Genomic DNA, 19,522 nt, shown 5'->3' on the forward strand with positions numbered 1-19,522 from the left:
GCCGCATGGCCAAACCGTTTCCAAACCGGTCATTGACCATGAAGGGTTGGCGAACGTGACCAAAGGACGGGCTATGACGGCGCGATCGAAAGGTCGCAAACATGTTGCCACCACGCGTTGGATGCGGCGCGTGATAAAGCTCGTGATTGCCCTGGCGCTGGTTCCCGTGATCCTGACGCTTGTGTATCTGTCGCCTTTCGTCCACCCGGTCTCGACGCTGATGGTGAAAGATCTCTGACTTTTACCACCTATGAGCGGCGATGGGTGCCGCTTGATAATGTAGCGCCGGTCCTGGCCAATTCCGTTATCATGTCGGAAGACGGGCAGTTCTGCTCTCATCACGGCATCGACCTGGGCGAAATGAAGAGCGTGATAGATGATGCATTGGCTGGGGAAGGCGCGCGCGGTGCCTCCACCATAACCATGCAGACAGTGAAGAACCTGTTCTTATGGTCCCGGCCGCTGGTCGCTGTCCGCAAGATCGTTGAATTGCCACTGGCCGTCTATTTCGACGCCGTGCTGTCGAAACGCCGCATCATGGAAATTTATCTCAACATTGCCGAATGGGGGCCGGGCATTTATGGCATCGAGGCGGCCGCCCAATACCATTTCGGCGTGTCTGCAAAGAAATTGTCGCGCCGGCAGGCAGCCCTTCTTGCCGTCACACTGCCTAATCCGTATGAACGCAATCCGGCAAAACCTGGACGGGGACTGAAACGGTTGGCAACCCTTATCGAACGTAGAGCTTCACGCTCTGGCGCTTATGTTGGCTGTTTGAACTGATCGAAAGTGCCATGCCGACAAAAAAACACCGCGTGGTGCTGGTCAAATCTTTCAAGGCCGTGTATAGGCACGCCACTTTCTTCTAGTATTCGGCCCTGAAAATGGCCCTTTCGCGAGGGCATGCGGGCTTTTGATCAATTGAGTGGAGCACATCCATGGCTGTACCGAAACGAAAAACCTCCCCTTCGAAGCGCGGCATGCGCCGTTCGGCCGATGCGCTCAAAGCACCGACCTATGTCGAAGACAAGAACTCCGGCGAAATGCGCCGTCCACATCACGTCGACCTGAAGACCGGCATGTATCGTGGGCGTCAGGTTCTTACACCTAAGGAAAGCTGAGAAAACATTGCTGTCATGCGATGTTTGTCGAGACCGGCCTCAGGCCGGTCTTTTTGCGTTTTGTTGTGGTGAAACGGCCAATATTTCTTGACCGGAACGCCGTGCGGATTTCTACAGGGTAAGTGCAACTTGGAGATATGACATGTTTGCCGCTGTTCCGTTGCTGATCATCCCATTCATCATCTATAATCTGGGCCTTGCCGGATTTCTTGGCGCAGGCGTTGGTGGCGACCCGTGGTCGACAGAAATTCTGTCAGTAGCGATGATGTCGGGTGGCCTTTTTACCATGACGCTTGGCGACCTGATGATCCTGATCGGTCTGGTATTCTTTTTCATCGAAATTTTGAAATCGACACGCACAACGAACGCTTCAGTGCTCGATCATCTGTTATCGACCTTCATTTTCGTAGCGTTTCTGGTCGAGTTCTTGCTGGTCAAAGGGGCGGCACATTCCGTGTTTTTCACCTTGATGGTAATCACGCTGATTGACGTTCTGGCTGGTTTTTCGGTCTCCATTCGCGCTGCCGGCCGTGACGTAAACTTCAACTGACGCCGACATCGCTGGCATATCGCTATCTGAGAAACCGCAGCCCACTTTTGGGCGACATGCATCAGGTTTCCCAGAACTGATCGACCCAGATGTTGAGTTTGAAAAAGCCGCTTGTCGCAATCGCATAGACGCGGCGCGTTCCTTGCGCATGCACGCTGACCAGCCCCGCATCCAGTAATATCTTGAGGTGTTGGGATACGGCAGGCCGCGAAACCGGCAAGCCCGAAGCCAGATCATTGACCGTTTTCGGACCGCGCCGAAGTTCTTCGAGAAGATGGCGCCGGTTGGGATCGGCAATGGCTATGAACGCATCGGCAAGCATCATCTCTTATTTGTGCGCCGAAGTTCGATAATTCTCAACCGTCGGTTTCATTTTTTGTGCGCGGGTCGAGTTGCAGCGATTGCGGCGTAATCGAGCGTTCCACAGGAAGCGTCTTGAATGCATCGCGATCTTCGATCGGCACAGGCGCACGACGGCCGACACGCAGCATCGTATAGGCTGCCAGACAGATATGTGCGAGCGCCGTGGCGAGGAATAGACTTTCCGGCCGGAGCCATCCCATCAGGGCTGCGGCCAATAACGGGCCCATCATCGTGCCAAATCCGTAGAGCAGGAGCAGGCCGCCTGACACTTTCACGAAATCCTCGGCGCGCGCATGGTCGTTGGCATGCGCCACCGCTATCGAATAAAGTGTGTAGGCAAATGCGCCATATGCGGCCGTAATAGCCAGCACAAAAACACCGGAACGAGGCTGGACCAGGAATATGAAAATCCCGAACAAGGCTGACCCGCAAGCCGCACCGGCGAGGACATAGCGCCGGTCCGTCTTGTCGGAAAGGCGTCCTGCCGGAAGCTGCATCGCAGCACCAGCGACAACAACCAGGCTCATCATCAGCGCGATCTCAGGCGTTGATATGCCTATGCGCGCGCCATAGACAGCGCCAAGTGTGCCCCAGGCACCATTGGCAATCCCGATCAACAAGCACGCAATGGCCGCGACCGGCGAATTGGCATAAAGCCCCTTCAGATCCAGCGAAACATCCTCAAGCGGTTGAGGCAGCGCGGCGGTGGAAACGGCTGTAGGAATAAGCGACAGGCAAAAGAAGATGCCGGTAATCATGAACAGCGAAGCCGAGCCAACATCCCCGGCAGCAACGATCAACTGCCCGCCCATGATGGAGGCATAGGTCACCATCATATAAAGACCGAATACCGTCCCGCGCGTCTGGTTGGTGGCTTTCTCGTTGAGCCAGCTTTCGATGATCATGAAAGCACCGGCCATGACGAAGCCGGTAAAGGCGCGCAGTACTATCCAGACATATTCATCGACGATAAGCCCCGTAAGTAGTGCGATGATGGCACCGGAGGCGGCTAACGTGCCGAAGGCGCGCACATGTCCGGCACGGCGCACAATACGCGGCGCAAAGTAGCAACCAGTGACGAAGCCCGCCGCCCAGGCCGTTCCCATAAGACCCAGCGACGCCGTCGAAAACCCTTCCATCTGGCCGCGCAGCGGCAGAAGCAATCCGTGCAGGCCCGACGCAGCCAACAGGAAGGCCGTGCCACGCAACAAGGAGAGGATCGGTCGGTAGGCTGCAAACATCAATGAGTCCTGACCCTAAACGAATCGACGGGACAAATATGCTGAGGACAGAGCGTTTCAGGCTTTTCGGCGGCAGGCGAGAACTTTTCTAGGTTTCATCGGCGAAATAATGCTTCCGCTACTGATTTCGTTGTATCTTTTTCGGTGATCTCGACCTCAAGCCGTGCGATTTCAGCCTGTAGCAAGGTGACGCGTTCCTTCAGTTCGCCAACGGAGAGCAATGACAAATCCTGCCCTATCTCGTGCGTTTGCGGCTTCTTTCTGGAGTCTTCGTCGAAAATCGCCATTGTTATCCCCGATTTTCTTGGCCCGATTTACCCGGCCCGATTTATTTGATTTGGGCAATTTGCCTATGCTGTATGCGAGCATACATAGGGCAAATACAAATATGCAATGGCCGCCCGATGCTCTAAACCGGCAATCACGGAGACGATGAATGGCGAACGCGCACAAAACCCCGGCAACGATGATGGCGGTAGCCATTTCAACGCCGGGCGGGCCAATGGTGCTCAAGCCGGAAAAGCGCGACGTGCCGCAACCCGGCCCCGGCGAGATACTCATCCGCGTCCACGCTGCCGGCGTCAATCGCCCCGACCTCATGCAACGCAAGGGGGCCTACCCCGCACCTCCCGGCGCGTCCGACCTGCCTGGCCTGGAAGTGGCAGGCGAGGTGGCCGCTCTTGGCGAAGGTGCAGCGCGCTGGTGTCTCGGCGATCAAGTCTGCGCCCTGACGCCGGGCGGCGGCTATGCAGAATACGCCGTCACCCATGCCAGCCATGCGTTACCCCTGCCCGCAGGCTTCACCTACACCGAGGCTGCCGCCCTGCCTGAAACCTATTTCACCGTATGGAGCAACGTGTTTGAACGCGGAGCCTTGAAAGCCGGCGAAACACTTCTGGTGCATGGCGGCTCTTCGGGGATTGGCACCACAGCCATTCAGCTTGCCTCTGCCTTTGGTGCCTATGTCATTGCCACAGCCGGGACCAGCGAGAAATGCGCGGCCTGTCTCAGGCTTGGCGCTGACCGGGCGGTCAACTACCGCGAAGAAGACTTCGTTCAAGCTGTAAAGGATGCAACCGACGGCAAGGGGGCGAACGTCATTCTCGACATGGTCGGTGGAGACTATGTCGGTCGCAATTATTCCGCCGCCGCGATTGAGGGGCGCATCGTCCAGATCGCAACGCAGGGCGGGGCAGTGGCAAGTGCTGATTTCTCCAAACTGATGTTGAAACGGCTCATTCACACCGGCTCGACACTTCGCCCGCGCAGTGTCGAATTCAAGGGAGCCGTCGCCGCAGCGCTCGAGGCGCAGGTCTGGCCACTCCTCGCCGTGCGCAAGGTCGCACCGGTCATGGACATGATTTTCCCCCTTAAAGAGGCATGGCGCGCGCACGAACGGATGGAAGAGGCAAATCTCATCGGCAAGATCGTCCTCGACGTCGGCTAAAAGCCTAAAAAATAAACACTTTCTTTATGCTGCATTGCAACAAACGCAATCCCGCTATGCAAAAGAGTCTGTTCAATTCTTGTGCAGAAATGCCTATCTAAGCATCATCGAATTCAAACAGACGATTTTTGGAGAAAAGAAATGAACCTGATCCGCAGCTACCAGAACTGGCGCCGTTACTCGCAGACCGTACGTGAACTGAGCCGGCTGAATTCCCGCGAACTGAATGACCTCGGCATCAACCGCGCCGACATCACCAGGGTCGCCCGCGCCGCTCTGTAAAGAAAAGCGGCCACCCAAGCAGAACCGCCGCTTGGCGCGACTACCGCGCCGCTGGTTCCGAGCCCGCTGGATACGTCCGGCGGGTTTCGTTTTTGTACTATCAGCATCAATCCTTCATCAAAGCGTCCCGGAATTTCTTGCTCCCGGCGGCGAACACGTTTATACAGACCCGGAATTTCCCATTTTGGTGGCTCTATAACCACCGCCCGCGCGGGAACGCGGGCGAGCGAGAAGGATTTTTGCGATGGCCAATACATTGCTCATGCCCAAGGCGACCGCCGTCTGGCTGGTCGATAGCACTGCGCTCTCATTCGAGCAGATTGCACAGTTTTGCGGATTGCACCCGCTGGAGGTCAAGGCGATTGCCGATGGTGAAGCTGCCCAAGGCATCAAGGGCATGGACCCGATCATGACCGGCCAGTTGACCCGCGAGGAAATCGCGTTGGGCGAAAAGGACAGCAATCACCGCCTCAAGCTTTCCGAGCCGAAAGTGCGGGTCCCCGAATCAAAGCGTAAGGGCCCACGCTACACGCCATTGTCAAAGCGGCAGGATCGGCCAAATGCCATTTTGTGGTTGGTTCGCAATCATCCCGAACTGAAAGACGCGCAAATTTCGCGCCTTGTCGGCACGACCAAATCGACAATCGAGCAAATCCGTGAACGCAAGCACTGGAACGCGGCCAACCTGGTGCCGATGGATCCGGTGATGTTGGGGCTTGCCTCGCAAATCGACCTCGACATGGAGGTCAACCGCGCCTCGCGTGGCCGCGAACAGGCGCAGCCGACCGGCGACACGTTGCTCCCCGCAGCTCTTACCGAGCGATTGGTGCCGGAAGCGCCAAAGCCGAAAGACGAAGACGCCGAACTCGATGCCAGTGCCGTGTTCGCCAAGCTTACGGCTCTGAAATCATCTGAGCCCGACGAAGAATAACCGGCCAGTCAGAGGGTTGAGCCGACTGTTTGCCCTGCTTCGAAAACGGATCGCTGAAAATGCGATCCGTTTCAGTTTACCTTGGACGTCGCACCGGCTGTAAACAGCGCACGCGCTGACCGTGCCAGGGCAATGCCACAAACCATCGAAATGACGAAGATGAGCGCGTTCGGCTCCATAAGGCCGAGCGCCGGAATGGACCCGCCGGGGCAAAACCCGGTGATGCCCCAACCTATGCCAAATACCGTTGAACCCGCGATGAGGGGCATGTCGAACTCGCGCCGCGTTGGCAGATGGAAGGTTCTGTCGAAAATCGGGGTGCTGCGTTTCAGGACAACACGGTAGCCGGCGAACGTCACAAGCAGGGCGCTTCCCATGACGAATGCGAGCGACGGATCCCATGTGCCGGCAAAGTCGAAGAAGTTTTGTACCTTTGCCGGATTGATCATCCCGGAAATGGCAATGCCAGTGCCGAAAACGGCACCGATCAAAAGACTTGTTATGAGGCGGGTCATGCAAGACCTCCCAGCATGTGGCGAACGACAAAGACGGTGATGGTGGTCGAAATCATGAAAACCACGGTTGCCATGATCGAGCGCCGGGAGATGCGCGCAATGCCGCAAACACCATGACCGGAGGTGCAGCCGGCTCCGAAATGAACACCGACGCCGACAATAAGCCCTCCGACAAAGAGCAATGACGCTGGCAGTGCGCTTTGAAATGCAATGGGCACGCCAAACAATCCAACGATAAGAGCCGGGGCGGCAATCGCTCCGATAAGAAAGGCAGCCCGCCAACTCCAATCCGCCGCAACCGGCGGCAGGACGCCCGACAAAATGCCTGTCATACCGGCAATGCGCCCATGTGTAGCCAACAGCAGAACGGCAGCGATACCGATCAAGGCTCCGCCCAGAGAGAAAGCAATGGTGTGAATTCGGTCATGTCGGTCGCCCTTTCGGCATCGCGTCTGAGCGGTCTGCGGCACAGAATAACTGGTGCATCGTCCCAATGAAAACCTCAACGCGCGGGTCACCCAAACGGTAGAAAACCTGCTTGCCGTCCTTGCGCGCGGTGATAAGGCCCGCCTCCCTGAGTTCGGCGAGCTGTTGCGACAGTCCCGGCTGGCGGATGCCAAGCAAATCTTCAAGTTCACGAACAGAGCGCTCGCCATCTGCAAGTGCACAGGCAATCAGCAGTCGATCCGGGTTGGACAGCTTCTTGAGGAAAGCAGAAGCTTCATCGACATTGGATTTCAGGTCTGCTGCCTCGTAAGAGAGCTTTTCAATCATCGCGTCAGCCCCACGACGGGTCTTGAAACAGATCGAGCGGTATTTTGAGATACCGCGCTCCATTTGCTTCAGGTTCAGGAAGACGCCCGCCATTGGTGTTGATCTGCAACGACTGAAGGATAAGCTTTGGCATGGCGAGTGTCTGATCGCGGGCCTTGCGCATCGAAACGAAAGCATCTTCCGTCTCGTATTTCGAGACATGGATGTTTTTGCCCGCTGCTCTGCGACAGTCGATTCCCAAAGCGGCTCACGCCCGTTTGGCTGGTAGTCGTGACCGGTAAACACGCGGGTCTCGCCTGGCAACGCCAGGATCGTTTGAATGGACGCCCACAGCGCCTTGGCATCGCCACCCGGAAAGTCGGCGCGTGCGGTGCCGCCATCGGGCATGAACAGCGTGTCATGGACAAAGGCGGCATCGCCAATGACATAGGTGATCGAAGCGAGCGTGTGCCCCGGAGAATGCATTACTTTCGCGTCGATATTTCCAATTTTGAACGTATCCCCATCAGCGAACAGGCGGTCCCATTGAGAGCCGTCGGCGGGAAAATCGGGCCAGTTGTAAAACCCCTTCCAGAGTTGCTGGACATCCGTGATCTTTTCCCCGATGGCTGTGGGCGCGCCGGTCTTTTTACTGAAATAGTGCGCTGCCGAAAAATGATCGGCGTGTGGGTGCGTATCGAGAACCCATTCGATCTCATAGCCATTTTTGGCGACAAATTCGAGAATGCTGTCAGCATTCTTCGACGCCGTCTGGCCAGACTTTTCCTCGAAATCATAGACCGGGTCGATCACCGCGCACTTTTTTGCCGCTTTATCGGCAACCACATATTGGACCGACCAGGTTTTTGGGTCGAAAAATGCGGTGACTTCAGGCTTGACTGCCATGATAAGAACCCCTCTGTTCGAACTCTTAGAATGCGCAAATGCGTGCGGATGTCTTTCACTGGCGTGGACATGGCCCCGGCGCTTTCGACCGTAGTCTCTTACCATGATTGCAATTAATTGCAATCATAATTGCGCAATTAACCAGGCGCACGACACCACCCAAGCCAAACCGATCTGGCTCGGGCTAACTCAATCCTGAATGAGAGCAGTATTGGGCTTCAGCACTCGCCAAGTAAGGTTTGCGTCAAGGGATGAGCAGGGTCCATCAGCCCATCGATAACGCTGTAATGATGCTTGTCCGGCTCGACAAATGTGGCCGTCGCCGCACCAAGTCCGGTCCAGATGTTTGCAAGAAGAGCGTTTTGGCGCACGAATTCCGCACGCTCACTGCCACCCACCCAGCAGGTAAGACGAGCATTATCGACAGGTCGAAGCAAGACCGGGCTTTCCGAGAGGGCTTCAGATTCGTCAATGTTGAGTTTCTCGTTCATGACTGTGCGCATCAACGGGCGCAAATCATGGACGCCGGAAATTGAAACGACGTGGCGAAGGCGCGCGCGCAAATCATTTCCTAGCGGCGAGGTCGTACACGCCATGCGACTGACCAGATGGCCACCAGCCGAATGCCCGGTCAGCATCAGCGGTCCTGCCACCAGTTCGGTTGCCGCAGTGATCGCCGCGCCGATCTCCGCAACAATACCGGAGATACGAATATCAGGGCATAGCGTGTAGGAAGGCATGGCAACAGCATATCCATGCGCGAGCGAGCCCGCCGCCAGATGTGACCAGTAGCTTTTGTCCAGTTGCAGCCAGTAACCGCCATGAATGAACACCACCAGCCCACGTGGCTTGTCTGAATGGGTACCATCCGGCAAGAACAGGTCGAAGCGGTTGCGCGGCCCTTTGCCATAAACGAGGTCAAGTTTTGCCCTGCCACGCGCTACCTGTTCATCGCGAAAGGTCTGTGCTGGCTCTACCCATGCCGCCGGCCAACGCTCTCCTCCCGCGATATGTGCGCTGTTGGTATACGCATCATCCCAATTCTCGATCCGACGAGCAAACATGACCATCTCCGTGAGCCTCAAGCCTTGTCAGCGCTCTATCAGTCCAGCCTTGCCTCGTGAAGTCACTTCAAGACGGCAAACACTTTAGGATTGAAATAATTTTCAGGTGGTGCGACGATGCTTTGGCACATTGGATGGCATTGTTCGAACCTTGCGCGGGTTAGCTGGAAGACGGGACATTCAGCCCCATCGCCGCAGGCAAACGCAGGAACAGAATTCTGTCCAGGTGACCGGGAGGAAAATACGATCATGCTTGGCCCCACTGTGCATTCCGACACGTTCACGCGCGATAATCTTCCGCCGCAAGATCAATGGCCGCAATTTCTGCTTGATGGTTTCGCGTATCCCGAATTCCTCAATGCTGCGGTCGAATTGACAGACCGCATGGTTGAGAAGGGACTTGGCGACCATACCGCGCTGATCGGTAATGGCCGTAGACGCACCTACAAGGAACTGTCGGACTGGACCAACCGGCTCGCACACGCTTTGGTCGAAGATTATGGCATCCAGCCCGGCAACCGTGTGCTGATCCGCTCAGCCAACAATCCTGCCATGGTGGCATGCTGGCTGGCCGCTACCAAAGCTGGTGCGGTTGTCGTCAACACCATGCCGATGCTACGCGCTGGAGAACTTGCCAAGATCGTCGATAAGGCTGAGATTGTACTTGCACTATGTGACACCCGCCTGATGGACGAGATGGTCACATGCGCAAAGGGCAACGCTTTCCTGAAACAGGTCATCGGCTTTGACGGCACCGCCAATCATGATGCCGAACTCGACCGTATTGCACTTGGCAAGTCAGTCCTGTTCGAAGCGGTGAAGACGGGTCGCGATGACGTGGCGCTTCTCGGCTTCACTTCCGGCACGACCGGCGTGCCAAAAGCAACGATGCACTTCCACCGTGATCTGCTGATCATCGCTGACAGCTATGCCAAGGAAGTGCTCGCGGTCACGCCAGATGACGTATTTGTCGGCTCACCGCCACTGGCCTTCACGTTTGGCCTCGGCGGTCTGGCGATTTTCCCGCTGCGTTTTGGCGCGACGGCTACGCTGCTTGAAAATGCCTCGCCTCCCAACATGATCGAGATTATCGAAACATATAAGGCAACGATCAGTTTTACAGCACCGACCGCTTACCGGGCGATGATGAAAGCCATGGACGACGGTGCCGATCTGTCTTCGTTGCGCGTTGCGGTTTCTGCCGGTGAAACCCTGCCGGCACCCGTGTTCGAAGAGTGGGTCCAGAAAACCGGCAAGCCGATCCTCGACGGCATCGGCGCAACCGAGATGCTGCACATCTTCATCTCGAACCGTTTCGACGACATGAAGCCAGCATCGACCGGCAAGCCGGTTGGGGGCTATGAAGCGCGCGTGGTCGATGACGACATGCAAGAGGTCGCCCGCGGAACCGTTGGAAAACTGGCCGTGCGCGGCCCAACCGGCTGCCGCTATATGGCCGATGAGCGGCAAACCAACTATGTTCGCGATGGCTGGAACCTGACCGGAGATTCCTTTGTGCAGGATGAAGACGGCTTCTTTCATTTTGCCGCCCGATCCGACGACATGATCGTAAGTTCCGGCTACAATATTGCCGGGCCGGAAGTCGAAGCGGCACTCCTTGCTCATGAGCACGTGGTCGAATGTGCGGTCATCGGTGCAAGCGATAGCGAGCGCGGCCAGATCGTCACGGCCTACGTCGTTCTGGTCAAGGACATCTCCGCCGACGAGGCGACGGCGAAGCGATTGCAGGATCATGTCAAGGCGACGATCGCACCATACAAATATCCGCGTTCGATCAGGTTTATCGACAGCCTGCCAAAGACGCAAACCGGCAAGATCCAGCGCTTTCGGTTGAGAACGGAACAGCCTCGATGAGCGAAGCCCTCGATCCGCGCAATGAAGGTGCGCAGATGTCGTTCGAAGGGCGCATGTCCTATAGCGACTATCTGCATCTGGAAAAGGTTCTCGACGCGCAGGCACCACTTTCCACCGCTCATGACGAGATGCTGTTCATCGTCCAGCATCAGGTCTCTGAACTTTGGATGAAGCTTGCTTTGCATGAACTCAACAGTGCCATCGACTGCGTGCGCAAGGACGACATTCAACCATGCTTCAAGATGTTGTCACGGGTCGCACGCATCTTCGAACAGCTCAACTATGCCTGGGACGTCCTCAGAACCATGACGCCCAGCGAATACACAGAGTTTCGCGGCTCACTTGGACAATCTTCCGGGTTTCAGTCATGGCAGTATCGCGCCATCGAATTTCTGGCGGGCAACCGCAACCTCGCAATGCTTGGGCCACATAGCCACCGGCCTGAGATTGGTGAAAAGCTGGAGGCTATCCTCGCCCGCCCTTCGCTCTATGATGAAGCAATCCTGCTGCTTGCGCGCAACAATTTCGATGTTGGAATTGATGCCACGCGGAGCGACTGGCGTGAAACGCGCACCGAGAGCATTGAGGTCATGGCTGCATGGGAAGCCATCTACCGGGAGCCGCACCGTTACTGGATGCTTTACGAACTGGCCGAGAAACTCGTCGATTTCGAAGATTATTTCCGGCGCTGGCGTTTCAACCATGTCACAACGGTTGAACGAATTATCGGCTTGAAGCCAGGAACCGGCGGAACAGGAGGCGTTTCCTATCTTAAAAAGATGCTTGAGGTTGAACTGTTTCCAGAACTCTGGAAAGTTCGCACAAAACTGTAAAGAAACCAAAAAGCCCTAAACGGGAACATTCGGGAAGGAGAACCATATGCGCGGTATTCTGGCGGCCAGCCTGCTTGGCCTATCAATGACAGTATCCGGCTTTGCACAAGCCGAGCCTGTAAAAATCGGTGTGATTACGACCCTTTCAGGCGGCGGTGCCGGTCTGGGTGTCGATATGCGTGATGCATTCACATTGGCAATGAAAGAATCGGGCAACAAGGACGTCGAACTGGTCGTTGAAGACGACGCCAGGAAACCGGAACTTGCCGTGCAGATTGCCGAAAAGATGATCCAGAGCGACAAGGTCGATCTGATGACAGGCATCATCTGGTCGAACCTTGCCATGGCTGTCGTGCCAAACGCCGTCGCTCAAGATGTAATTTACATCTCGCCAAACGCCGGGCCTTCGGCGCTGGCGGGCGCCAATTGCAACAAGAACTATTTCAACGTTGCCTACCAGAATGACAATTTCCATGAGGCGATGGGCCAATATGCCAACAAGGACTACAAGAAGACTTTCATCCTTGCCCCCAACTACCCGGCTGGCAAGGATTCGCTGACCGGCTTCAAGCGTTACTACAAGGGTGAACTGGCTGGCGAACTCTACACGCAGGTTGGCCAGACGGACTATGCAGCCGAAATCGCGCAAATCCGCGCATCGGGTGCCGACTCGGTATTTTTCTTCCTGCCCGGCGGCATGGGCATCGCCTTTATGAAACAATATGCCCAGTCCGGTATCGACATTCCGGTGCTTGGCCCGAGTTTCTCCTTCAGCCAGGATGTTTTGCCGGCTATCGGAGACGCTGCCCTTGGTGTCAAGAACTCGGCAAGCTGGTCGAAAGACCTCGACAACGACGCCAACAAGAAATTCGTCGAGGCCTTTACTACGGAATACAAGCGGCTTCCCTCCATTTATGCTGCACAGGCTTGGGATACGGCCAATTTGATCCTGTCGGCAATGTCCAAGGCAAGTGTCAAGGACAAGGACGCCTTCCGGGCCGCGCTCAAGGCTGCCGACTTCAAGTCGGTGCGCGGTGAATTTTCCTTCAACACCAACAACCATCCGATCCAGAACATCTATGTTCGCGAGGTGGTGAAGGAAGGCGACGTGCTGACCAACAAGATCATTGGCACCGCATTCGAACACCACAAGGATGCCTACGCCGATCAATGCAAGATGTAGGCTTGCATAGCTTCGTTGCGGCGGGCCGGTTCCACTAAACGCCGGCCCGCCGCGGCTTACCGACCCAAATCCGCAAACAAATCGGAACAATCCGCTTGTCCGCTGCCCTTCTGATCGAGCAATTGCTGAACGGGTTACAACTCGGCGTGATGCTGTTCCTCATCGCCGCTGGGCTGACGCTGATCTTCGGCGTCATGGGGCTCATCAACCTTGCCCACGGCTCCCTCTACATGATCGGCGCATTCGCCTGCGCGGCAGTCGCAGCAGCAACGGGGTCGTTCTGGGTCGGCCTTGCCGCAAGCCTTGCCGCTGCCGCTGCCGCAGGTGCCATCATGGAGATTGTCGTCATACGCCGTCTTTATGAACGCGATCATCTCGATCAGGTACTGGCAACGTTCGCGTTGATCCTCATCCTGTCCGAAGGCACACGTTGGCTGTTCGGGTCTTTTCCGCTTTATCTCGATATTCCGCCACTGCTACAAGGCGCGGTTGCTCTTCCGGGCGGAGGCCAATATCAGCTCTATCGGCTGGCGATCATCGGTGTCGGGATATTGGTAGCTATCGGCCTCTATTTGCTGATTTCGCGCACACGCCTTGGCATGCGCATTCGTGCGGGTGAATCGGACCGCGAAATGATTGCCGCACTCGGCGTCGACATTCGCACCCTCTACACCGTCGTCTTTGCACTTGGCGCGGCTCTTGCCGGTCTGGCCGGGGCAATGGTCGGCGCTCTTCAATCCGTACAGGTTGGCATGGGTGAACCCGCGCTTATTCTCGCTTTCGTCGTGATTGTCATAGGAGGTATCGGGTCGATCAAGGGTGCGCTTGTCGGTGCAGTTCTCGTTGGTGTAGTCGATACGATGGGCCGTTTCCTGTTACCCAAGCTATTGACACTCGTCCTGCCTGTTTCGCAGGCCAGCATGGTTGGTGCAGCTCTCGCCTCCATGCTGATCTACATCGTCATGGCATTGATCCTGGCTTTTCGCCCGCGCGGCCTGTTTTCGGCGCAGATTTGATGACACACACGATCCGCCAGAATAGCGCCAACGTGTTCGTCATCCTTCTATTGTTTGCGTTCCCGCTGGCGGCTTCTGCTGCTGGTGAGACCTTCTACATCACGCTGGCCACGCGAATTGTCATTCTTGCTTTGGCGGCTCTCGGCCTCAACATCGCCCTTGGCCTTGGCGGTCTGGTATCGTTTGGCCACGCCGCCTTTTTCGGCATTGGCGGCTATATCGCCGGTATTTTCGCAACCCATGCCTTTAACGCTGAACCGCTATTGTTTGGCATTTCGGCCACGACCTCCATGCCGGTGATCTGGATTGCCGCACTTGCCATTTGCGGGCTGGTTGCCTTGCCAATCGGCGCAATCAGCCTTCGCACCTCAGGTGTCTATTTCATCATGATCACGCTGGCGTTTGCCCAGATGATTTACTATTTCGCCATCTCGTGGCCCGCCTACGGTGGCGAAGACGGGCTGTCGATCTACGTTCGAAATGCCTTTCCTGGCGTGAACACGATGCAGCCGCTGCCGTATTTCCTGATCTGCTTCGCTGTCTTGATGCTTGCACTCCTGCTCTTCGGGGTGTTGCGCGCTTCACGATTTGGAACGGCGCTGGAAGCAGCGCGCCAGAACCCGAGCCGCCTTGCAGCGGTTGGCATTGTCCCTTTCAACATCCAACTGGTAGCTTTCGTGTTTTCAGCGATGCTGACCGGACTTGCCGGTGCACTGTTTGCCGATCTCAACCGGTTCGTCAGCCCCTCCATGCTTTCCTGGCAAATGTCGGGCGAGCTGATCGTTCTCATCATTATTGGTGGCAAGGGCCGCCTGTTCGGACCCGTCGCCGGTGCCGTGGTCTATGTCGTGTTCGAATACGCACTGGGCGGCATCACCGAACGGTGGCAGTTCTTCCTTGGCCTGATCCTGCTTGGTGTGGTGCTGTTTGCACGCGGTGGTCTGCTTGGACTTGTCGCTGGAAAGGCACGCCATGGCTGAACCGGTTCTCGAAATCAGCAATCTTGAAAAAAGCTTCGGCGCTTTGAAAGCAACGGACGGCGTCAACCTCGATCTGAGGGAGATGGAAATCCACGCCTTGATAGGTCCGAACGGCGCTGGCAAAAGCACCCTTATTCATCAAGTATCAGGGGCCATGACGCCCGACCGGGGGTCGATCCGGTTTCTTGGAAAGGACATTTCCGGGTTGAGCGTTGCGGCAAGGGTGCGCCACGGTCTTGGCCGCAGCTTCCAGATATCATCGCTCATTCCCGAATTTTCGGCCTTGCGCAACGTCATGCTGGCCGTTCAGGCGCAGCAAGGATCGAGCTTTCGCTTCTGGCGCGCGGTGACAGCCGACAAGTCCTTGACTGAGCCTGCACTGGCAATGCTGGAACGCGTCGGCCTTGCTTCAAGGGCACATATCGTGGCAGCCGAGCTTTCACATGGCGAACGCCGGCAACTGGAAATTGCCATTGCCTTGGCCCTTGGCCCCAAAGCGTTCTTGCTTGATGAACCCATGGCCGGCATGGGACCGGAAGGATCGAAGGACCTTACCCGCTTCCTCGACGGCTTGCGCCAGGAAGCGCCGATCCTACTGGTCGAACACGACATGGATGCGGTTTTCGCGCTTGCCGATCGCATTTCGGTGCTGGTTTATGGCCGCATCATTGCCACGGGAACCGTGGACGAAATTCGCGGCAATCTTGAAGTGCGCCGCGCCTATCTCGGAGAAGCAGCATGAGCCTGCTCTCGCTTCGCGGTGTCGAAACATTCTATGGGGCTTCCCAGGCATTGTTCGGCGTTGACCTTGCCATAGAGGACGGTGAAGTGGTTGCGCTGATGGGGCGCAACGGCATGGGCAAGACGACAACCATCAACTCCATTCTTGGCCTGGTTCATGCCCGCAATGGCACGATCAGCTTCACAGGGCGGGAGATTGCCGGAATGCAGTCACACCGCATCGCGCGGCTTGGCCTTGGCCTCGTGCCGGAAGGGCGCCGCTGTTTTCCCAACCTCACAGTCGAAGAAAATCTCCTCGTTGCGGCTCGCGGAAATGATTGGACACTTGAACGTGTCAACGATCTGTTCCCCGCCTTGGCGAAAGGCGTGGACAATATGCTAATACATTGTCAGGAGGTGAACAGCAGATGCTCGCGGTCGGGCGCGCGCTAATGACCAATCCACGTCTCCTGATCCTCGACGAAGCCACCGAAGGACTGGCTCCGGTCATCCGTCAGGACATATGGGCGGCCATCCGCAAATTGAAGGCGGCAGGCCAATCGATTCTCGTCGTCGACAAGACACTCTCGGAACTCTTGCCGGTCGCCGACCGCTGCTTTGTTCTTGAAAAGGGTGTGACCGTTTTCGAGGGAAAACCTGACGCCCTTACCCCCGAACTTCAGGATCGCTATCTAGGAATTTGAAGCATTCAGGTGACGGCTGAGCGCACAGCAAACCGTTCTTCTTTCCACAAGCCACTGCGCAGAATGTCTTCCATCACCGCAACGGCCTGCCAGACATCGCGATAACCAATATAGAGCGGGGTGAACCCGAAACGCAGGATAGATGGTGCCCGGAAATCGCCAATGACACCGCGCTCGATCAAAGCCTGCATAATCTCATAGGCATTGTCATGGGCGAACGAGACCTGACTGCCGCGCCTGGCACTGTCGCGGGTGGTTTCCAGCGTAACGCCATAGCGGCCACATTTTTCTTCAACCAGTTCGATGAACATGTCGGTCAGGGCAACGCTTTTTCGCCGCAACGCCTTCATGTCGATGTCCTCCCACATATCCAGCGCACCCTTCAAGGCGCGCAAGGAGAGCATCGGCTGCGTGCCGCATTGGAAGCGGCGAATGCCCTCGCCAACGGCAAAGCTGCGTTCCATGGCAAAGGGACGGGCGTGCGCCCACCAACCGCTGAGTGGCTGACTGATGCCCGCGTGATGGCGTTGGGCTGCATAAATGAAAGCAGGCGCGCCGGGCCCGCCATTGAGATATTTATAGGTGCAGCCAACGGCAAAATCAGCTTTAGCCCCGTCCAGATAAACCGGCATGGCACCGGCGCTGTGGCACAAATCCCAAATGACGAGCGCGCCCGCTTTGTGGATCAATGCGGTCAACGCGGCCATGTCACGCAGTTCGCCGGTCTTGTAATTCACATGATTGACCAGAACCACGGCGGTCTTGTCGTCGATCAGATTCTCGATTGCCGGTGCGTCCACACCTTCCAGGCGCAACGAAATATCCGGTCGTGTTGAAACAACGCCTTCGATCATGTAGAGGTCAGTTGGAAATGACCCCCTTCGGCGACAATGACATGGCGATCCGGGCGCAGCGCAAGTGCGGCATGCACCGTCTTGTAGATATTGATTGATGTGGTGTCGCAAACGACGGTTTGCCCGGCTCCGGCTCCGGTCAGCCTGCCGATACTGTCGCCAAGCTGGTAGGGCAGGTCGAACCATCCGGCGCTATTCCAACTGCGGATCAGCCCTTGTCCCCATTCCTCTGCTGCTGCCTTTTCCAGTTCGGCAAGAACGGTGCAGGAAGCAGCGCCAAGCGAATTTCCATCCAGATAGATAACGCCTTCCGGCAAAATGAACCGCTCGCGAAAGACGCGCAGCGGATCGGTGGTATCCATTGCCTCGGCAGCGGCGAGATCAGATGTATCAGGCATCGGCATGAGCCCCGCTTATTCGCGAAAGGTTTCTCTTGCGGCAGCCGGGCTGCGCCCAATCTTCAAGCTCGGCAACGCCAGCATGATCAAGACGAACATCCCGGTAGCCAGCTTGAGATCGGGTGGAGGCATGCCTGCCGCAAGACACAGTGAAACCAGCTGGTAGTAGACGACGGCACCAACAAAGGAGCCAGCAATTGCCGAAAGACGGTATTCTTGCCGGTGATCGCCTCGCCGATCATCAGCGCGGCAAGACCATTGATCAGAATTCCAAGGCCCATATTGACGTCGGCAAAGCCTTGCGACTGAACCATCAGCGCACCGCTTCCCGCCGAAAGTGCACCGGCCAGGCCAATACCGCCGATGGTGGCAGCCCAGACATTGATGCCTTGCGCTTCAGCCATATCCGGATTGGCACCGACCGCGCGCACAGCCGTTCCTTTTTCCGTTTTGAAGAATAGGTAGAGCAGGATGAGGACGGCAACGCCGATCGCTCCGGCGACGACGATTTTGCTTGCCGGGAAACCCGGCTGCAATAAAGGCACCCAGTCGAATACCGAGGTGGTACCGAATACCGAAAGGTTCGAGCGTCCCATGATCCGCAAATTGACGCTGTAAAGCATCGTCAGGATCAAAATGCCCGCAAGCAGGGTATGGATGCGAAATCGCAAATGGATGAAGGCGGTGCAACATCCCGCGGCAAAGCCCGCAAGCAGGGCGATGGCAATGGCCGAAACCGGCGACAGGCCAGCCGCCAGCGCAACGCCACATACGCACCCGCCGAGCGGAAACGCGCCTTCGCTGGTCAAGTCGGGAAAACTCAGCATGCGGAAGGGGATCATGATGCCGAGCACCACGAAACCCAGGATAAAGCTCTGGGCAAGCGTAACCGGTATCAGCGCGATGAAACTCGATGTCGTTTCTTCAATGAAACCCATCACATCAACTCGCCAGCAACATGCGGTCGGTCTTGACCGAGAAATGACCGATCAAGTCACTCACCGTAACATCACGCTTTTCCTCGCCACCGATTTCGAGACGCACGTGACCTGTATCCAGCATGATGACGCGCTGGCCAAACTCGACAGCGTGCTGCATGTTGTGGGTCACCATCAACGTCGTCAGCTTCAAGCTCTCGACGGTACGGATGGTGGCCTGCATGACGATGTCAGCCGTGCGTGGGTCCAATGCTGCCGTGTGTTCATCGAGCAGGAGAAGATCCGGCGAACCGCTGACTGCCATGATCAGTGAAAGCGATTGCCGCTGCCCGCCTGACAGAAGTTCAACCTTCGTATCCAGACGGCTCTCCAGGCCAAGACCAAGCACGGAAAGCCGCTCCTTATAGGTCTTGAGCCGGACAGCGTTCAGACCTCGGCGCAGGCCGCGTTTCGAGGCGCGCAAATCGGCGAGCAGCATGTTTTCGGCAATTGTCATCGAGGCGGCGGTGCCACGCATCGGATCTTGAAACACACGAGCCAGCCGCGTCGCGCGCTTGTGGACTGGCATATTCGTCACATCATCGCCGTTGATCAGAACCTGGCCCGCATCAAGAACGAGCGCGCCCGAGATGGCGTTGAGCATACTGCTCTTGCCCGCCCCGTTGGAGCCGATCACCACGCCAAATTCACCGGTGGCCAGCTTCAGGCTCAGATTGTCGAGGGCGACTTTTTCATCGGCCTGCCCCTTGTAAAACACTTTGTGAGCCGACCGGATTTCCAGCATCGACACTCTCCAGTTTCGGGTACTGGGTCAACGAGAAAATGGCGGCGCATGAAGCCGCCATTTC

19 protein-coding genes and 5 pseudogenes are annotated in these 19,522 nt (G+C 56.7%); 13 read left to right on the forward strand and 11 right to left on the reverse strand.

Annotated elements, in window-relative coordinates; genetic code table 11:
• The first annotated feature begins 73 nt into the window (after window positions 1-73).
• The 3 genes and pseudogenes from mtgA (at window position 74) to AC0L7S_RS08835 (ending at window position 1,671) form a co-directional block, all read left to right on the forward strand.
• A pseudogene (gene mtgA / locus AC0L7S_RS08825) lies at window positions 74-783 on the forward strand (monofunctional biosynthetic peptidoglycan transglycosylase).
• A gap of 155 nt (window positions 784-938) precedes the next feature.
• The gene (gene rpmF / locus AC0L7S_RS08830; protein WP_473473973.1) at window positions 939-1,121 is read left to right on the forward strand and encodes a 50S ribosomal protein L32; all 183 of its coding nucleotides are present in this window, start codon (window positions 939-941) and stop codon (window positions 1,119-1,121) included.
• Window positions 1,122-1,263: 142 nt separating this feature from the next.
• The gene (locus AC0L7S_RS08835; RefSeq protein ID WP_473473974.1) at window positions 1,264-1,671 is read left to right on the forward strand and encodes a hypothetical protein; all 408 of its coding nucleotides are present in this window, start codon (window positions 1,264-1,266) and stop codon (window positions 1,669-1,671) included.
• A gap of 61 nt (window positions 1,672-1,732) precedes the next feature.
• Here the strand turns inward: AC0L7S_RS08835 and AC0L7S_RS08840 are convergent, their stop codons facing one another.
• The 3 genes from AC0L7S_RS08840 to AC0L7S_RS08850 form a co-directional block, all read right to left on the reverse strand.
• Window positions 1,733-1,996 carry an ArsR/SmtB family transcription factor gene (locus AC0L7S_RS08840; RefSeq protein WP_473473975.1) on the reverse strand — a complete coding sequence of 88 codons (264 nt, stop codon included), beginning with the start codon at window positions 1,994-1,996 and terminating at the stop codon, window positions 1,733-1,735.
• A gap of 31 nt (window positions 1,997-2,027) precedes the next feature.
• The gene (locus AC0L7S_RS08845; RefSeq protein ID WP_473473976.1) at window positions 2,028-3,275 is read right to left on the reverse strand and encodes an MFS transporter; all 1,248 of its coding nucleotides are present in this window, start codon (window positions 3,273-3,275) and stop codon (window positions 2,028-2,030) included.
• Window positions 3,276-3,370: 95 nt separating this feature from the next.
• The gene (locus AC0L7S_RS08850) at window positions 3,371-3,562 is read right to left on the reverse strand and encodes a DUF1192 domain-containing protein (RefSeq protein ID WP_473473977.1); all 192 of its coding nucleotides are present in this window, start codon (window positions 3,560-3,562) and stop codon (window positions 3,371-3,373) included.
• A 149-nt stretch (window positions 3,563-3,711) separates the two neighbouring features.
• Here AC0L7S_RS08850 and AC0L7S_RS08855 point away from each other — a divergent pair, with 149 nt between their 5' ends.
• From AC0L7S_RS08855 to AC0L7S_RS08865, 3 genes are all read left to right on the forward strand, one after another.
• Window positions 3,712-4,722: an NAD(P)H-quinone oxidoreductase gene (locus AC0L7S_RS08855; RefSeq protein ID WP_473473978.1), complete on the forward strand. Its 1,011-nt coding sequence runs from the start codon at window positions 3,712-3,714 to the stop codon at window positions 4,720-4,722.
• Between the two features lie 141 nt (window positions 4,723-4,863).
• A complete protein-coding gene (locus AC0L7S_RS08860; RefSeq protein ID WP_473473979.1) occupies window positions 4,864-5,004 on the forward strand; it encodes a DUF1127 domain-containing protein in 141 nt (46 codons plus the stop codon).
• A gap of 244 nt (window positions 5,005-5,248) precedes the next feature.
• The gene (locus tag AC0L7S_RS08865; RefSeq protein ID WP_473473980.1) at window positions 5,249-5,935 is read left to right on the forward strand and encodes a DUF1013 domain-containing protein; all 687 of its coding nucleotides are present in this window, start codon (window positions 5,249-5,251) and stop codon (window positions 5,933-5,935) included.
• A 71-nt stretch (window positions 5,936-6,006) separates the two neighbouring features.
• Here AC0L7S_RS08865 and AC0L7S_RS08870 read toward each other — a convergent pair whose 3' ends face one another.
• The 5 genes and pseudogenes from AC0L7S_RS08870 to AC0L7S_RS08890 form a co-directional block, all read right to left on the reverse strand.
• The gene (locus AC0L7S_RS08870) at window positions 6,007-6,450 is read right to left on the reverse strand and encodes a DUF6691 family protein (protein ID WP_473473981.1); all 444 of its coding nucleotides are present in this window, start codon (window positions 6,448-6,450) and stop codon (window positions 6,007-6,009) included.
• On the reverse strand, window positions 6,447-6,836 hold the full coding sequence (locus AC0L7S_RS08875) for a YeeE/YedE family protein (RefSeq protein ID WP_473473982.1): 390 nt from the start codon (window positions 6,834-6,836) through the stop codon (window positions 6,447-6,449). Before AC0L7S_RS08875 ends, AC0L7S_RS08870 begins: the two co-directional genes overlap by 4 nt.
• A 37-nt stretch (window positions 6,837-6,873) precedes the next feature.
• A complete protein-coding gene (locus AC0L7S_RS08880) occupies window positions 6,874-7,317 on the reverse strand; it encodes an ArsR/SmtB family transcription factor (protein ID WP_473473983.1) in 444 nt (147 codons plus the stop codon).
• Window positions 7,229-8,109 (reverse strand): annotated as a pseudogene (locus tag AC0L7S_RS08885) (MBL fold metallo-hydrolase). Before AC0L7S_RS08885 ends, AC0L7S_RS08880 begins: the two are co-directional and overlap by 89 nt.
• Before the next feature lie 218 nt (window positions 8,110-8,327).
• A complete protein-coding gene (locus tag AC0L7S_RS08890; protein WP_473473984.1) occupies window positions 8,328-9,173 on the reverse strand; it encodes an alpha/beta hydrolase in 846 nt (281 codons plus the stop codon).
• A gap of 249 nt (window positions 9,174-9,422) precedes the next feature.
• On the opposite strand from AC0L7S_RS08890, the gene AC0L7S_RS08895 reads away from it, so the two are divergent.
• The 7 genes and pseudogenes from AC0L7S_RS08895 (at window position 9,423) to AC0L7S_RS08925 (ending at window position 16,484) form a co-directional block, all read left to right on the forward strand.
• A complete protein-coding gene (locus tag AC0L7S_RS08895) occupies window positions 9,423-11,048 on the forward strand; it encodes a benzoate-CoA ligase family protein (RefSeq protein ID WP_473473985.1) in 1,626 nt (541 codons plus the stop codon).
• Window positions 11,045-11,881: a tryptophan 2,3-dioxygenase gene (kynA, locus tag AC0L7S_RS08900; RefSeq protein WP_473473986.1), complete on the forward strand. Its 837-nt coding sequence runs from the start codon at window positions 11,045-11,047 to the stop codon at window positions 11,879-11,881. The genes AC0L7S_RS08895 and kynA overlap by 4 nt, the downstream gene beginning before the upstream one ends.
• 46 nt (window positions 11,882-11,927) lie before the next feature.
• Window positions 11,928-13,064 (forward strand): ABC transporter substrate-binding protein, encoded by a 1,137-nt coding sequence (locus AC0L7S_RS08905; RefSeq protein WP_473473987.1) that lies wholly within the window; start codon window positions 11,928-11,930, stop codon window positions 13,062-13,064.
• Between the two features lie 95 nt (window positions 13,065-13,159).
• Window positions 13,160-14,080, forward strand: coding sequence for a branched-chain amino acid ABC transporter permease (locus tag AC0L7S_RS08910; RefSeq protein WP_473473988.1), 921 nt, complete (start codon window positions 13,160-13,162; stop codon window positions 14,078-14,080).
• On the forward strand, window positions 14,080-15,060 hold the full coding sequence (locus AC0L7S_RS08915) for a branched-chain amino acid ABC transporter permease (protein ID WP_473473989.1): 981 nt from the start codon (window positions 14,080-14,082) through the stop codon (window positions 15,058-15,060). Before AC0L7S_RS08910 ends, AC0L7S_RS08915 begins: the two co-directional genes overlap by 1 nt.
• A complete protein-coding gene (locus tag AC0L7S_RS08920; protein WP_473473990.1) occupies window positions 15,053-15,802 on the forward strand; it encodes an ABC transporter ATP-binding protein in 750 nt (249 codons plus the stop codon). Before AC0L7S_RS08915 ends, AC0L7S_RS08920 begins: the two co-directional genes overlap by 8 nt.
• Window positions 15,799-16,484 (forward strand): annotated as a pseudogene (locus AC0L7S_RS08925) (ABC transporter ATP-binding protein). The gene AC0L7S_RS08920 and the pseudogene AC0L7S_RS08925 overlap by 4 nt, the downstream one beginning before the upstream one ends.
• A 5-nt stretch (window positions 16,485-16,489) precedes the next feature.
• Here the strand turns inward: AC0L7S_RS08925 and kynU are convergent.
• The 3 genes and pseudogenes from kynU to AC0L7S_RS08940 form a co-directional block, all read right to left on the reverse strand.
• Window positions 16,490-17,736 (reverse strand): annotated as a pseudogene (kynU, locus tag AC0L7S_RS08930) (kynureninase).
• A gap of 15 nt (window positions 17,737-17,751) precedes the next feature.
• Window positions 17,752-18,674, reverse strand: a pseudogene (locus AC0L7S_RS08935) (ABC transporter permease).
• A 4-nt stretch (window positions 18,675-18,678) separates the two neighbouring features.
• Window positions 18,679-19,458 (reverse strand): ABC transporter ATP-binding protein, encoded by a 780-nt coding sequence (locus AC0L7S_RS08940; RefSeq protein ID WP_473473991.1) that lies wholly within the window; start codon window positions 19,456-19,458, stop codon window positions 18,679-18,681.
• Between the last annotated feature and the right edge of the window lie 64 nt (window positions 19,459-19,522).

The sequence above is a fragment of the Mesorhizobium sp. G2-6-1 genome (assembly GCF_055809095.1).

Coding starts and splice junctions, on each gene's coding strand:
- AC0L7S_RS08845 (WP_473473976.1), bottom strand. CDS start 3,275: ATGTTTGCAGCCTACCGACCGATCCTCTCCTTGTTGCGTGGCACGGCC.
- AC0L7S_RS08915 (WP_473473989.1), top strand. CDS start 14,080: ATGACACACACGATCCGCCAGAATAGCGCCAACGTGTTCGTCATCCTT.
- AC0L7S_RS08835 (WP_473473974.1), top strand. CDS start 1,264: ATGTTTGCCGCTGTTCCGTTGCTGATCATCCCATTCATCATCTATAAT.
- AC0L7S_RS08890 (WP_473473984.1), bottom strand. CDS start 9,173: ATGTTTGCTCGTCGGATCGAGAATTGGGATGATGCGTATACCAACAGC.
- AC0L7S_RS08920 (WP_473473990.1), top strand. CDS start 15,053: ATGGCTGAACCGGTTCTCGAAATCAGCAATCTTGAAAAAAGCTTCGGC.
- AC0L7S_RS08905 (WP_473473987.1), top strand. CDS start 11,928: ATGCGCGGTATTCTGGCGGCCAGCCTGCTTGGCCTATCAATGACAGTA.
- AC0L7S_RS08865 (WP_473473980.1), top strand. CDS start 5,249: ATGGCCAATACATTGCTCATGCCCAAGGCGACCGCCGTCTGGCTGGTC.
- AC0L7S_RS08880 (WP_473473983.1), bottom strand. CDS start 7,317: ATGGCGGGCGTCTTCCTGAACCTGAAGCAAATGGAGCGCGGTATCTCA.
- kynA (WP_473473986.1), top strand. CDS start 11,045: ATGAGCGAAGCCCTCGATCCGCGCAATGAAGGTGCGCAGATGTCGTTC.
- AC0L7S_RS08895 (WP_473473985.1), top strand. CDS start 9,423: ATGCTTGGCCCCACTGTGCATTCCGACACGTTCACGCGCGATAATCTT.
- AC0L7S_RS08840 (WP_473473975.1), bottom strand. CDS start 1,996: ATGATGCTTGCCGATGCGTTCATAGCCATTGCCGATCCCAACCGGCGC.
- AC0L7S_RS08940 (WP_473473991.1), bottom strand. CDS start 19,458: ATGCTGGAAATCCGGTCGGCTCACAAAGTGTTTTACAAGGGGCAGGCC.
- rpmF (WP_473473973.1), top strand. CDS start 939: ATGGCTGTACCGAAACGAAAAACCTCCCCTTCGAAGCGCGGCATGCGC.
- AC0L7S_RS08855 (WP_473473978.1), top strand. CDS start 3,712: ATGGCGAACGCGCACAAAACCCCGGCAACGATGATGGCGGTAGCCATT.
- AC0L7S_RS08860 (WP_473473979.1), top strand. CDS start 4,864: ATGAACCTGATCCGCAGCTACCAGAACTGGCGCCGTTACTCGCAGACC.
- AC0L7S_RS08870 (WP_473473981.1), bottom strand. CDS start 6,450: ATGACCCGCCTCATAACAAGTCTTTTGATCGGTGCCGTTTTCGGCACT.
- AC0L7S_RS08850 (WP_473473977.1), bottom strand. CDS start 3,562: ATGGCGATTTTCGACGAAGACTCCAGAAAGAAGCCGCAAACGCACGAG.